We start from the raw sequence: 14,429 nt of genomic DNA, 5'->3' as shown, positions 1-14,429 counted from the left end.
AATAAAATTATTACTTCAAAATATATTTATGGTAAAAGATTTATTCGAAAGAATTCAGGACAATAAAGGACCTTTAGGAAAATGGGCTTCTCAGGCAGAAGGTTATTACGTTTTCCCAAAGTTAGAAGGAGAGTTGGGTCCTAGAATGACGTTTCATGGAAAAAATATTTTAAACTGGAGTTTAAATGATTATTTAGGATTAGCTAATCATCCAGAAGTTCGTAAAGCAGATACGGATGCTGCGGCTCAATATGGCGCTGCATACCCTATGGGAGCTCGTATGATGTCTGGACACACAACTTATCATGAGCAATTAGAAAATGAACTGGCTTCTTTCGTTATGAAAGAATCTGCTTATTTATTGAATTTTGGTTATCAGGGAATGGTATCTATTATTGATGCCTTGGTTACAAAAAATGATATCATTGTTTATGATGTAGATTCACATGCTTGTATTATTGATGGTGTTCGTTTGCACATGGGTAAACGTTTTACTTACAAACACAATGATCTTGAAAGTATGGAGAAAAACCTGCAGCGTGCTACTAAAATGGCCGAAGAAACAGGCGGAGGTATTTTATTTATTACCGAAGGTGTTTTTGGAATGCGCGGACAACAAGGTAAACTGAAAGAAATTGTTGCTATGAAGCAAAAATACAATTTCCGTTTATTAGTTGATGATGCACACGGTTTTGGTACACTTGGTAAAACAGGTGCCGGAGCAGGTGAGGAGCAGGGAGTTCAGGACGATATTGATGTTTACTTCTCGACTTTTGCAAAATCAATGGCAAATATTGGAGCTTTTGTGGCTGCAGATAAAACAGTTATTGATTACTTAAAATACAACTTACGTTCGCAAATGTTTGCAAAAGCATTGCCAATGATCCAGACAATTGGTTCTTTGAAGCGTTTAGAGTTATTGCGTAATTCATCTTCTATTAAAGATAAACTTTGGGAAAATGTAAATGCATTACAAAGCGGTCTTAAAGAAAAAGGATTCAATATTGGAGATACTAATACTTGTATTACTCCGGTTTACTTAGAAGGAAGTATTCCTGAAGCAATGGTAATGGTAAACGATTTAAGAGAAAACTACGGTATTTTCCTTTCTATTGTTGTTTATCCGGTTATTCCAAAAGGAATTATTTTATTAAGAATGATCCCGACAGCTTCTCATACTTTATCAGATATTGAAGAAACATTAACTGCTTTTGAAGCGATTCGTGAGAAATTAGTTAACGGAACTTATAAAGAAATTGCAGAACGTACAACAGTTGACGTTTCGTAATTAATTTAAAATAGATTTCCTTAAGTGGAAATTATGTAAAAAAATCCATTTGTTATACGAATGGATTTTTTTTATTTAAAGTAATTTTAATTCATAAATCACAAAATAAAAAACTCAGCATTATGAAAAAAGTATTAGCAATAGCAACCCTTATTTTGACAGTTCTAATTTCCTGTAAAAAAGAAACGACTACTACAGAGCCAGTACAAATTACACCAAGCCCGCCAAAAGAGGCTGAAATTGTAGAACCAGCAGGAGATCAATGTTATGCATGGAGAGCAAATGGAAGCGTAATTGAACTTAGTTTTAATGTAAATTCTCATCAGGAAGTAAATGGGAAATTAAGCTATAACCTGGCAGGAAAAGATAAAAATGAAGGAACACTGATTGGAAATATGAAAGGTGATACTATAGTTGCCGATTACACTTTTAATTCTGAAGGGACTTCATCAGTACGAGAAGTTGTTTTTTTACAAAAAGACGGAACTCTTATTGAAGGATACGGAGATGTTGTACAAGCTAATGACAAAGTATCATTTAAAGATAAAACAAAACTAAAATTTGATCAGAAAAATACGCTGACCAAAATAGATTGCAAAGTGGATTAATGAATTGTTATTAAAGTAAAAAATCCATTCGTTTTGGGGGCGAATGGATTTTTTTATGTTTTATTTTAAAAAGTTAATTACTCTTTGGACTTATATAAATCAACGTACCTCCAAAACAACTATTTTCGCCAGTTAACATTCCCAGGTTAAATAAAGCATGTGCATACATTTTTAATTCTTTGTGATCAAGATATGAAGACCATTTTTGATTCTTCTTAATTTTTTGAGTTAGCAAATTAAAATTAATTCTTGATTGCAATTTCTTTAAATCATTTTCAGAATAATCTTCAATTCCAAGGTTTGCTATTGCGCTGTCATTCTTGAATTCAAAATACCTATTCTTGTTTTTTATAGCGGTTTGATAGGCTTTAATTATTCCTCTTTCATCATAGTCAATATTATATTCTCTATGTATTGCTCCTTGCAGAAAATTGGCTTTAGTGCAGATTTCTCTAACTTTATTAGTATTCAGGTTTTTTATCTTAACTACCAAGAAAAATTGAAAAGTACCGCCGTTATTTATTGCTCTAACATAATTTTGATATAAAATATCGCTGTCATCTTTTGTAAATGAAAGTGAAATTAATAACGCCAATATTATACTGAGTTTTTTCATTTATGAAAACTGAAAACTGCGACTGAAAACTTATAAATACTTCAAATAAGTCTTTCTCTGACAGTGAATTTTCGGATCAAAGTTTTTCCAAAGCAAATGAATCGCTGTGTTTTCAGCTAATTCAGGCGTTCTGATGCAATTTTGAATTCCTTTTTCAGAAAAAGTTTTAAAATATTCATCAAAAATAATCGCTGTAACGCCTTTATTTTGATAATCGGGATGAACTCCGATAAGATAAAAAACAACATCTTTACTTTTCTTTCTTGCCTTTAAAAGATGGAGAAAACCAAATGGGAAAAGTTTTCCTTTGGCTTTTTGCAATGCTTCTGAAAAACTTGGCATTACAATACTAAAAGCAATTAAATTATCCTCTTTATCTACTACAAACTTTATATATTCAGGATTGATAAAGCTGATGTATTTCTTTTTAAAATATTCTTTTTGAACATCTGAAATAGCCACGAAAGAAGCCAGTTTAGCATAAGATTCATTAAACAAATCAAACATTTTGTCCACGTGCGGCATTATGTCTTTTGTTTTCGTGAAAGTTAATGCTCTAAGTCCGTAACGCTTTTTGATTAATTCCTGAGCTTTTAGGAAAAATTCAGGCTTTACATTTGAAAAAGGGAAAATGCTTTCGATATATTCTTTCTCAATTTGAAAACCTAATTGTTCAAAATGAGTAACATAATAAGGATTATTGTACCAGGTAATCATAGTCCCTATTTGATCATAACCTTCTGTAAGAACGCCAACTTTATCTAAGTTAGAAAAGCCCATAGGGCCTTCGGCATGTTCTAAGTTATGTTTTCTGCCTAATTCATAAACTTTTTCAAGAAGTGCTTTAGTAACCTCGATATCATCAATAACATCAAACCACCCAAAACGAACCTTTCTTTTATGCTGATTATTTACTTCTGCCCAGTTTATAATAGCCGTAATTCGTCCAACAATTTCATTGCCTTTGTAAGCCAGATAAAAATAAGCTTCTGCATTATCAAACGCAGGATTTTTAGTTTTATCAAAAGACTCTAATTCATCAGCAATAATAGGAGGAATCCAATACGGATTATCTTTATAAAGTGAGAACGGAAATTTTATATATTCGGTTAGTTCTTTTTTAGTTTTGGCTTCTTTGATTGTAATCATTAAGGTCGTATTAACTCCTTTTTTAAAGGTTTGATTATTAAATTTATTCGTATTTAGCTTTACGTTTTCTTTCTTTTTCCTGATAATCTACTTTTTCTTCTTTATTATCAGAGTTTTTCTTTGCTTTCTCTTTGTTCTTATTCGCAATTTGTTTTTCCTTGTACCATCCGTCATATCTCCAGGAGAAACCAACTCCTCCATATAAAATAGAAGGCGTGTTTTTGAAATTAGTACTTATAGAAGCATCAACCTGCATATTTGAAGATAAAAGGTATGCAGCACCGCCACGCACAATGGCATCACTGTAAAAATCGCTTTTGTATCCTTGATTTTCAACAAATCCAGACCATTTGTCATTAAATCCGTGTGTTAAGGTTAAAACATAACCATAACTTGGATAATCTGTCCCAATATAATCTGCAATAATATTGGTTACAAAAACCCATCTTCCGCCGCCAAATAAGTTTTGAGTTACTAAAGCAACTTTTGGAGAAATATCTCCATTTGGAGAAAAATAATACGGATTATCGGCACCAACAAAATTCGCTCCGGCAAAAATAGAAACAGCCGGAATTAATTCGCGCCATTGAAAACTGTGATTCGCTTTATAACTATAAATATTAGCTTCTTTTTTATAGTTTTTATAAGGATCGTAAATTAGGTATTTAGCTCCTAAAACGGTCTGTCTGAAGTTGTTTTTTTTATAGCTGGTGTACGGAGTGTCAAAGTTTTCCATTTGATACTGAACATCTAAAATAAATTCAAGCTGTTCCAAAAAAGCACCATATCTAACAGTTAAATCGGTACCAAAACCGGTAGCGTCATAATCTAATAAGTCGTGTTTTTCTTTAATACCATAAACGCCAATTTCGCCCTGAATTACTGATTTTCCAACCGCATAAGCCGACATTGTTTCGCCCGGACGGTTCGAATTAATCACATCAGTATATTGTGCGAAGAAAAATTGTGGTACTAAAAAAAGAAACGCAAAGAGTAAGTTTTTAATTTTCAACATAAATGTATTTTTTGATTAAAAGCTATAACGCATTTCAAATGTACTATATTTTATTATTTATTTAAGATTGATATTTTAATTTTAAACAACGGATTTACTAATTTTGGAAAAAAATTATATGATCATGCAAGAAGCATCTTTTACAAATTTGTTTAAAACGATAATGTGGATTATTGCGTTTTATTATATTTTTAAATTTTTGGCCCGAATCTTTTTGCCGGTATTGGTTAAAAAAGCGGTAGAGAAAGCAGGAGAAAATTTTCAGAGACAACAACAATACAGTCAGGATAATTCCTGGCAGCAAACTCGTAATAACAATAATGACGAAATAATCATTAATACTGCTAATGCCAAAAAGCCTCGCGAGACCAAAAAGGTGGGCGATTATGTTGATTACGAAGAAATAGATTAAGTTTGTATCCTTGTAGTATTAGGATTCATCATTTAACCAAACCAGCCAAAATTGAAAATAGTAAATAAATTCTATCCGCACGCCCTTGTAATTCTGGGCTTTATTCTTGTTTCCTTAATTTACTTTTATCCTGTTTTGCAGGGAAAACAAATTTTCCAGTCAGATATTGCTCAATACACCGGAATGGCCAAAGAGCAAAATGACTTTAGAGCAGCAGAACATACAGAGCCTTATTGGACAAACTCTGCTTTTGGCGGAATGCCGACTTATCAATTAGGAGCAAATTATCCAAACGATTTTGTGGGTAAAATAGATGATGTTTTACGTTTTTTACCACGTCCGGCTGATTATTTATTTCTATACTTTTTAGGGTTTTATGGTTTGTTATTAGTTTTAAAAACAGATCCTTTAAAAGCTTTTATCGGAGCGATTGCGTTTGGTTTTTCTACTTATTTAATTGTTATTCTTGGCGTTGGACATAATGCAAAAGCGCATGCAATTGCTTATATGCCACTGGTTATTGCCGGATTTATACTCGTTTTTCAGAAAAAATATATTTGGGGAGGTTTGCTCACCATGTTTGCGGTGGCGTTAGAGGTTAATGCCAACCACTTTCAAATGACCTATTATTTATTAATTTTCTTATTGATACTTTCAGGTTATTTTGCTTTTACTTTTATAAAAGAGAAAGAATACAAACCGCTTTTAATTGCCATTGGAACTTTGGCTGTAGCCGGAATTTTTGCAATTGGCGCTAATGCAGGAAATTTATTGGCAACAAGTGAATATGCCAAGTTTAGTACACGAAGCAACAGCGAATTAACTTTTAATCCTGACGGAACTAAAAAGGAAAATGAAAATGCGTTAAGCCGTGAATATATTACGGAATACAGTTACGGAATAGCCGAAAGTTTCAATCTGATTGCTCCAAGACTTTTTGGAGGGTCAAATCATGAAAATATAGGTAAAGACAGCAGTATGTATACCTTTATGACTGATCATAATGTAGAACCTTCTAAGGCAGAAGATTTTGTGTCAGCAATGCCAACTTATTGGGGAGATCAGCCAATTGTTGCTGCTCCGGCATATATTGGAATTGTAGTATTCTTTTTGGCAGTCTTAGCTTTATTTATTGATGACCGAAAAATTAAATATGTTTTTCTTTCAGGAGCATTATTTTCACTTGTACTTTCGTGGGGAAAAAATTTCTCTCTTTTGACAGATTTCTTTATTGATTATGTGCCAATGTATGATAAGTTTAGAGCTGTATCATCTATTCAGGTAATCTTAGAGTTATGTATGCCAGTTTTAGCCGTGATGGGAATTCAGTCGTTTTTTAAAGCAAAAGATGAACCTAAATTACAGCAAAAAGCGCTTGTGCAAACTGGAGTTTTTGGATTGGGAGTTATATTAATTTTAGTAATTGCTAAAGGTTTCTTCCATTTTTCAGGAAGCAGTGATAACTATTTTCTTCAGATGTATGGACAAGAATTTGTTGATGTTTTAATAGAAGATAGAAAAAGTCTTTATTCTGCAGATTTGCTGCGTTCAGGATTCTTTATCGTAGTAACGTTTGGAGTTTTATGGTTATTTATAAAAAATAAATTTTCGCAGACAACAACTCTAGTCATCGTTGCTCTTTTGATGATTTTTGATTTGTTTTTTGTAGATAAAAAATACGTTTCAGCAAAGGATTTTGTCAGCCCGGTTCAGATTGCTGCTCCTTTTCAGGAAACTCCAGCCGATGCTCAAATTTTAAAAGATACAACGCATTACAGAGTTTTTGATATAGATGGAAATATGTCAAGTGCGACAGCTTCTTATTTTCACCATTCTATTGGAGGATATCACGCTGCAAAACCAAGAAGAATGCAGCAATTGTTTGATTACCAAATTGGTAATAAATCAAAAAACATGAATCTTGAAGTGCTTAATATGTTGAATGTTAGGTATGTAATTCAGGCAGATAGTACAGGTGCACCTATACCAGCAGTTAATCCTGATGCAAATGGAAATGCTTGGTTTGTAGAGACTGTTAAGCTTGTAAATAAACCAGATGATGTAATGAAAGCATTAGATCATATCGATACTAAAAAAGTGGCGGTTTTTAACGTTCATGAGCATGAAAGTAAATTCCAAAATGCCCGTATGAAAAAACAATGGGATACAACCGGAACCATAAAAGTAGTTCAATACAAGCCAAATTACATTAAATATCAATCGAATAATGGAAAAGATGGTTTAGCTGTTTTCTCTGAAATCTATTATAAAAATGGCTGGAATGCTTATATAGACGGAAAATTGACAGATCATTTCCCAGTTGATTATGTTTTAAGAGCAATGGAAATTCCTGGCGGAAAACATACTATAGAATTTAAGTTTGAACCACAGGTTATTAAAACGGGTGGTACAATTAACCTTATAAGTTCAATTGGAATGTTTGTGCTTTTGATTGGCGGAATCTATTTCGAGCGAAAAAAACATAGTACAAATAAGAGTGAATTTAAAGTCTAGCTTTTAGATGCTAATTTCAAAAGTTCTAAAAATAGTTGTCTTTGCCGTTTTTGATTTATTCGTATTTGTTTTTTGCGGGATTTACATGATGGGATATGATGACTTTTATAATGAAAGTCAAGGAGAATATTTTAGTTTTTCAAGCATGAAAACTGAATATAAAATTGTCTGGTGTTTTTATAATTTTTGGATTTTCTTAAACTGCTTATTTTTAATTTATATTATATATAAAGTATACAAGAAATTAGCTTTGAAATAAACTTTATCTTTGCACTTTAAAATAATAAACGATTTTCCTTGGAACAAAAAAAGCTCTTAATTATAACCTATTACTTTCCTCCAGCGGGTGGGCCGGGAGTACAGCGCTGGCTGAAATTTGTAAAATATCTGCCAGACTTTGGTGTTCAGCCCATTGTTTATGTTCCAGAAAATCCAACTTACCCAATTGTTGACGAAGGCTTGGTAAGCGAAATATCAGATAAAGTAATAGTTCTTAAAAATAAAATTTGGGAGCCTTACCAATTAGCTTCTGTTTTTTCAAAAAACAAAACCAAGAAAATCAGTTCAGGGATTTTTCCACATAAAAAAAAGCAAACCTTTTTAGATAAAGCTTTTCTTTGGGTGCGCGGCAATTTATTTATTCCGGATGCAAGAGTTTTTTGGGTAAAACCTTCTGTTTCTTATCTTGAAAAATACATCAAAGAAAATAATATTGATACAATCGTAACGTCGGGTCCGCCGCACAGTTTACATTTAATTGGTTTAGAATTAAAAGAAAAATTAAATGTAAAATGGTTTGCAGATTTTCGTGATCCGTGGACAACGATTGGTTACCATAAAGCGTTGCGTTTATCCAGTTATGCTGCTAAAAAACATAAAAGTTTAGAGCGCAAAGTTCTCAATTCTGCTGATACTATAATTGTAACAAGTAAAACTACAAAAGCCGAATTTCAGGCTATCACCAATAAGCCAATTTCAGTAATTACAAACGGTTACGATATTGAGAACGTTGAGAAACAAACTTTAGATACTAAGTTTTCACTTGCTCATATTGGTTCGTTTTTATCAGACAGAAATCCAAAATTTTTATGGGAATGTCTGGTTGAATTACTTCAGGAAATTCCGGGTTTAAAAACGCATTTAGAAATTAAATTAATTGGTGCCGTAAGTCAGGAAGTTTTAGATTCTATTCAGGAATTTAAGCTAAACGATTATTTGAACCTATTAGGATATGTTTCGCATAATGAAGCTATAGCCCATCAAAAAAAGTCTCAGGTTTTACTTTTAATCGAAATAAACTCTGAAGATACCAAAAGTATTATTCCGGGAAAATTGTTTGAATATATGGTCTCAAATCGTCCAATTATTGCTATTGGGCCGCAAGGTTCTGATTTTGCCGATATTATAAAAGAAACCAATACAGGTGTATTTTTTGATTATTCAGAAAAAGCGAAGCTAAAAAGTGTAATTTTGGACTTTTATAATCAATTTTTAGAAGGAAAATTACAAGCTAATGGTGTTGGTTTACAGCAATATTCACGAAAAAACCTTACTAAGCAATTAGTACAATTGATCAATTAATAACAATTTCAAAAACAAAAGGAGAGCAGAAAATCAAAAATCTAAACTCTACAATCTAAACTCTGCAATCAAAAAATGGGTATTGTCTTAAACCAGTCTTTTAAAAACACTATAATAACATACATTGGCTTTGGAATTGGAGCCATTAATACACTTTATTTATATCCTGTTTTTCTGGGCGCAACTTTTTATGGTTTAACTAATTATGTGACGTCTTGTGCCAATGTGATTATGCCTTTATTTGCGATTGGGATGCAAAATACCTTGGTTAAATTCTATTCACAATATCAAACCGACGAGGAAAAATCCCGTTTTTTATCTTTTACGGTTTTATTTCCTCTGCTATTAATAATTCCACTTTTACTGATTGGACTTGTTTTTTATGATGAGATTTTATTTTTTGTTTCAAAAAAGAATGCGATTGTAAAAAGTTACATCTGGCTAATACCATTTATAGGATTGTGTATGGCCTATTTTGAAATTTTTTATGCCTGGCTGCGAGTAAATATGCATTCAGTTTTTGGAAATTTTGTTAAGGAAGTCGGTTTAAGATTATTTTCATTATTTCTATTAATAGGTGTTTATTACAATTGGCTTAGCGTAGAAGGTTTTGTGTACGCAACAGCAATTTTGTATTTTTTAGCGTTCCTGATCACCATGTTATACGCATTTAGTATTCAAAAACCAACTTTTCAGTTTACAATACCAACCAATACAAAAGATATCTTAGTATATACTTTTTATATTATTTTATCCGGAAGCGTGGCCAATTTGCTTTTGGATGGTGATAAAATGATATTAAATCAATATATGCAGATTGAAAATATTGCCTTCTATTCTGTTGCTACTTATATTGCTTTGGTAATTTCAGTTCCGAGTCGTGCGATGCACCAGATTGTATATCCCATTACGGCAAAATTAATGCATGAAAATAAGCATGACGAATTGAATGATCTTTATAAAAAGACTTCTATTAATCTGCAGATTGTGGGTGGTTTTGTAATGCTCTGCATATTTGTAAATATTAATCAATTGTACGAATTAGTTCCAAAAGAATACAGCGGCGGAATTGCAGTTGTATTTATGATTGGTTTGTCTAAATATTTCGATTTGATTTTAGGAAACAACAATGCAATTATTTTTAATACTAAATATTACCGAATGGTATTGTATTTAGGATTAATGCTGGTTGTGTTGACTGTAGTTTTAAATATGATCTTTATTCCAATTTTTGGAATCTTCGGATCAGCGTTTGCCACTTTACTGTCTATCACATTATACAGTTTGGCTAAGCTGCTTTTTGTTGTCAAGAAACTTCATTTATATCCTTTTACAAAAGAAACGCTTTCTTCAATGCTGCTTACGTTTGTATTGTTTTTAGTTTTCTATTTTTGGGAATTTCCATTTTACCAGCTTATCAGCATTGCCTTAAAATCAATTTTGGTAACAATTCTATATGTTTATCTAAATTATAAATTTAATATCTCTCCGGATATTAATAAGGTTATTGATAATATTTTCAGAAAAATTGGGATAAAGATTTAACAACTTCCATTATTCTTATATAGCTTAATTCCTAACTTCATTATTTAAGGGTATTATTTTTTCATTATCGAAAATAAAAGATACTTTTTTATATAACATCTTGAAATTGTGAAGGAAATCTTAAAAAAATGATGCGTTTTATTTTGTAATTCAATTTATTACGATTAATTTTATGTAGATTTTTATTACATCTCTTTCATTGACAGTATGATAAATAGTTGCATAAAGGCAATAAAAGTGGTGTCTTAATGTTTTTTTTAAATTAAATAGCTATCCAAAATTGTTAAATTTAAGTATCACATGCAGACAAACAAATGATTATGAAAAACAATAAGCTAAGTCAGGAACAAAGTGTACAGGTGTTTTCCAATATGATATCAAACAAAGTTCATAATGGATTTACACTAGAAGAGAGAAATGATGAATTACTTTTTGCAGTTCTTTCTAAAGGAGGAAAGGTAGTTAACCACAGTTTAAATTTCATGATTTTTTGTTTAACCCTCGGATTATGGTCATTTGCCTGGCTATATCTAACATTCGAGGCTTCCAAACAAAAAAAGGTATTAGTAGCCATTGACGAAGATGGTTTTCCTTTCGAAGAAAAATGCTTAGTAGCATAAATATTTTCGGCTTAAAATAGTTTAGCCATAAATTACAATCTTGATGAATGTAATTTATGGCTAACTTTTTTTATAATAACTGCTAAAGTTTTATAATTTATCCTTTAAATAAATTCCTGTAACAGATTCTTTTATTTTAACAACATCTTCCGGTGTTCCTGTGGCTAATAAATGTCCTCCATTTTCACCGCCTTCAGGGCCTAAATCAATAATCCAGTCGGCACATTTTATCAAATCTAAATTGTGCTCAATTACAATTATCGAATGTCCTTTTTCGATTAAGGCATCAAATGAAGCCAATAATTTTTTAATGTCATGAAAATGAAGCCCTGTTGTAGGTTCATCAAAAACAAATAGCGCTTTATCTTTTGTTGCACCTTTAACTAAAAATGAAGCTAACTTAATACGCTGCGCTTCACCACCAGAAAGAGTAGAAGAAGATTGTCCCAATTGAACATATCCTAAACCAACATCTTGCAGAGGCTGTAATTTTTGAGTGATTTTAGACTGCTTATTTTTTTCGAAGAAAGCAATTGCATCATCAATCGTCATGGTTAGAATATCGTTGATGTTTTGATTATCAAAAGCAACTTCGAGAATTTCTTTTTTAAATCGTTTTCCACTGCAGGTTTCACAAGGCAGCGAAACATCGGCCATGAAGACCATTTCGACATTTATAGAGCCTTCTCCTTTACAAGTTTCGCAGCGGCCTCCATCAACATTAAAAGAAAAATGTTTGGCCTGATATCCTCTTATTTTCGATAATTTTTCTTTTGCATACAAATCACGAATATCATCATACGCTTTTATGTATGTTACAGGGTTTGATCTCGAACTTCTTCCAATCGGGTTTTGGTCTACATATTCAATATGTTTGATCTGAGAAAAAGAACCTGAAATTTCACTGAATTGTCCCGCTTTCTCAGCAGCATTTTCCAGTTTTTTCTGCATGGCAGGAAATAAAATTTTCTTAATCAGCGTACTTTTTCCACTTCCGGAAACTCCTGTTACGACCGTTAAGACATCCAAAGGAAAAGTAACATTAATGTTTTTAAGGTTATTTTCTCTGGCACCAATAATATCAATATGATTTTTGAATTTTCGTCTTTTCTTTGGAACAGAAATTTCTAAATCGCCATTCAGGTATTTCGAAGTAAGAGAATCTGATTTTAAAATCTCTGCATAAGTTCCCTGCGCAACTAGTTTTCCTCCAAAAGTTCCTGCTTCCGGTCCAATATCAATAATCATGTCTGCAGCTTTCATGATATCTTCGTCGTGTTCCACTACAATAACCGTATTTCCTAAATCACGAAGAGAAAGCAAAACTTTAATCAATCGCTCTGAATCTTTTGGGTGTAGACCAATACTTGGCTCATCCAAAATATACATCGAACCAACCAAACTGCTTCCTAATGAAGTAGCAAGATTAATACGCTGTGATTCTCCTCCGGAAAGTGTAGCCGAATTTCGGTTTAACGTTAGATAATCTAAACCAACTTCTGTCAAAAATGACAAACGATTATTGATTTCAACCATCAAACGTTTAGCAATTTGCTGTTCGTAAACATTCAGTTCAATATTTTTAAAGAAAGTAACCAAATGTCTAATTGGAAGATCAACTAAATCTGAAACCGTTTTTCCATTGATTTTTACGTATGAAGCTTCTTCTCGTAAACGTTTTCCACGACATGCGTGACATTTTGTTTTTCCGCGGTAACGCGAAAGCATGACACGATTTTGTATTTTATAATTTTTTTCTTCGAGTTCTTTAAAGAAATCATTCAGACCCTGAAAATATTGATTTCCTTTCCAGATTAAATCTTTTTGATCTTCTGAAAGTTCAAAATAGGGTTTGTGAATTGGGAAATCAAATTTATAAGCGTGTTTTACCAATTCATCTTTATACCAGCTCATGCTTTCGCCGCGCCAAGGATAAATGGCACTTTGAAAAACAGATAAAGAAGTATTCGGCACAACCAGATCAGCATCGATTCCAATAATATTTCCGTAACCTTCACAAACCGGACAAGCTCCGTAAGGATTATTAAAACTGAATAAATGTACGTTTGGTTCTAAAAATGTAATTCCGTCTAATTCGAAATTGTTAGAATAAGAAAACCTTTTTTCTGAACCAACTTCCTGAAGGTAACAGATTCCTTTTCCTTCAAAAAATGCAGTTTGTACGGCATCAGAAAGACGATTGTAAAATTCTTCCTCTTCCTTAACTACAATACGGTCAATAATTAATAAAATGTCTTTATTGTCCAGTTTATGCAGTTCTGTTGGTGTAAATTCATCTAAACGAACCATTTCGTTATCGACTAAAATACGGGCAAAACCTTGTTGTAAAAGCACTTTAAGTTTGTCTTCAAGTAAACGGCCTTCTTCTAAATGAATAGGGGCAAGCAAGAGCCATCGGCTGTCGATTTCAAGTGTTTTTACATCAGAAACAACATCTGTAACGGTATTTTTTTTGACTTCCTGCCCAGAAACCGGTGAATAGGTTCTTCCAATTCGGGCGAATAAAAGTTTAATATAATCGTAGATTTCTGTAGAAGTTCCAACAGTCGAACGAGCATTTGTTGTGTTTACTTTCTGCTCAATTGCAATTGCAGGCGCTATTCCTTTTATATATTCTACTTTTGGTTTGTCTAAACGTCCCAAAAACTGACGTGCGTATGATGATAAACTCTCAACATAACGGCGCTGTCCTTCGGCATATAAAGTATCAAAAGCTAAACTTGATTTCCCTGATCCTGAAAGTCCTGTAATTACAACAAGTTTATTTCTCGGAATGGCAACATCTACATTTTTTAAATTATGTACTTGTGCGCCTTTTATTATAATATTTTGCTTCGGGTCGAGTGTAGAAAGATCAATTTGCATAAAAAAAGTCAATTTTTACAAAAGTAATCAATTTTGAATAGAGTTTTGTTAAGGATATTGTTCCAAATCTTAACAGAATTACCATGTTTGGTTTGAGGAATTTGTGTAATAGAGAAGTGGGGGAAATTTTGTATTTGTTACAATCCGTTTCCCGTGGTTGAAACCACGGGCTATGTTTGATTATTTTTGAGAAAT

Annotated in this window: 11 protein-coding genes; 7 read left to right on the top strand and 4 right to left on the bottom strand. The window is 32.3% G+C overall.

All coding sequences use genetic code 11. From position 1 onward, the window contains the following. Positions 1 to 28 precede the first annotated feature (28 nt). Positions 29 to 1,288, top strand: coding sequence for a cysteate-C-fatty acyltransferase (gene capB, locus ACODSB_RS14715; RefSeq protein ID WP_053473718.1), 1,260 nt, complete (start codon positions 29 to 31; stop codon positions 1,286 to 1,288). A gap of 122 nt (positions 1,289 to 1,410) precedes the next feature. Then, positions 1,411 to 1,896 carry a hypothetical protein gene (locus ACODSB_RS14710; protein WP_180861370.1) on the top strand — a complete coding sequence of 162 codons (486 nt, stop codon included), beginning with the start codon at positions 1,411 to 1,413 and terminating at the stop codon, positions 1,894 to 1,896. 73 nt (positions 1,897 to 1,969) lie between these two features. Here the strand turns inward: ACODSB_RS14710 and ACODSB_RS14705 are convergent, their stop codons facing one another. Genes ACODSB_RS14705 through ACODSB_RS14695 form a run of 3 tightly spaced genes read right to left on the bottom strand, consistent with a single transcriptional unit; the run spans position 1,970 to position 4,676 of the window. After that, positions 1,970 to 2,512, bottom strand: a complete 543-nt coding sequence (locus ACODSB_RS14705) for a hypothetical protein (RefSeq protein ID WP_488937606.1) — start codon at positions 2,510 to 2,512, stop codon at positions 1,970 to 1,972. Positions 2,513 to 2,542: 30 nt separating this feature from the next. Continuing rightward, positions 2,543 to 3,661 carry a GTP cyclohydrolase gene (locus tag ACODSB_RS14700; protein WP_488937605.1) on the bottom strand — a complete coding sequence of 373 codons (1,119 nt, stop codon included), beginning with the start codon at positions 3,659 to 3,661 and terminating at the stop codon, positions 2,543 to 2,545. Between the two features lie 43 nt (positions 3,662 to 3,704). Then, positions 3,705 to 4,676: a transporter gene (locus ACODSB_RS14695; protein ID WP_180861364.1), complete on the bottom strand. Its 972-nt coding sequence runs from the start codon at positions 4,674 to 4,676 to the stop codon at positions 3,705 to 3,707. A gap of 124 nt (positions 4,677 to 4,800) precedes the next feature. Here ACODSB_RS14695 and ACODSB_RS14690 point away from each other — a divergent pair, with 124 nt between their 5' ends. From ACODSB_RS14690 to ACODSB_RS14670, 5 genes are all read left to right on the top strand, one after another. Beyond that, positions 4,801 to 5,088, top strand: a complete 288-nt coding sequence (locus tag ACODSB_RS14690; RefSeq protein ID WP_044048302.1) for a DUF4834 family protein — start codon at positions 4,801 to 4,803, stop codon at positions 5,086 to 5,088. Positions 5,089 to 5,139: 51 nt separating this feature from the next. Continuing rightward, entirely contained in the window at positions 5,140 to 7,602 is a 2,463-nt protein-coding gene (locus ACODSB_RS14685) for a YfhO family protein (RefSeq protein WP_488937604.1), read from the top strand. A gap of 297 nt (positions 7,603 to 7,899) precedes the next feature. After that, the gene (locus ACODSB_RS14680; RefSeq protein WP_488937603.1) at positions 7,900 to 9,183 is read left to right on the top strand and encodes a glycosyltransferase family 4 protein; all 1,284 of its coding nucleotides are present in this window, start codon (positions 7,900 to 7,902) and stop codon (positions 9,181 to 9,183) included. 75 nt (positions 9,184 to 9,258) lie between these two features. Continuing rightward, positions 9,259 to 10,728, top strand: a complete 1,470-nt coding sequence (locus ACODSB_RS14675; protein ID WP_053473711.1) for an oligosaccharide flippase family protein — start codon at positions 9,259 to 9,261, stop codon at positions 10,726 to 10,728. 320 nt (positions 10,729 to 11,048) lie between these two features. After that, positions 11,049 to 11,348, top strand: a complete 300-nt coding sequence (locus ACODSB_RS14670; protein WP_488937602.1) for a DUF8108 domain-containing protein — start codon at positions 11,049 to 11,051, stop codon at positions 11,346 to 11,348. Between the two features lie 90 nt (positions 11,349 to 11,438). Here the strand turns inward: ACODSB_RS14670 and uvrA are convergent, their stop codons facing one another. After that, positions 11,439 to 14,234 (bottom strand): excinuclease ABC subunit UvrA, encoded by a 2,796-nt coding sequence (uvrA, locus tag ACODSB_RS14665; protein WP_488937601.1) that lies wholly within the window; start codon positions 14,232 to 14,234, stop codon positions 11,439 to 11,441. Positions 14,235 to 14,429 lie beyond the last annotated feature (195 nt).

Source organism: Flavobacterium sp. FG68 (assembly GCF_057808895.1).
The sequence above is the reverse complement of the archived record's forward strand: the minus strand, read 5'-3'. Positions and strand labels throughout refer to the sequence as shown.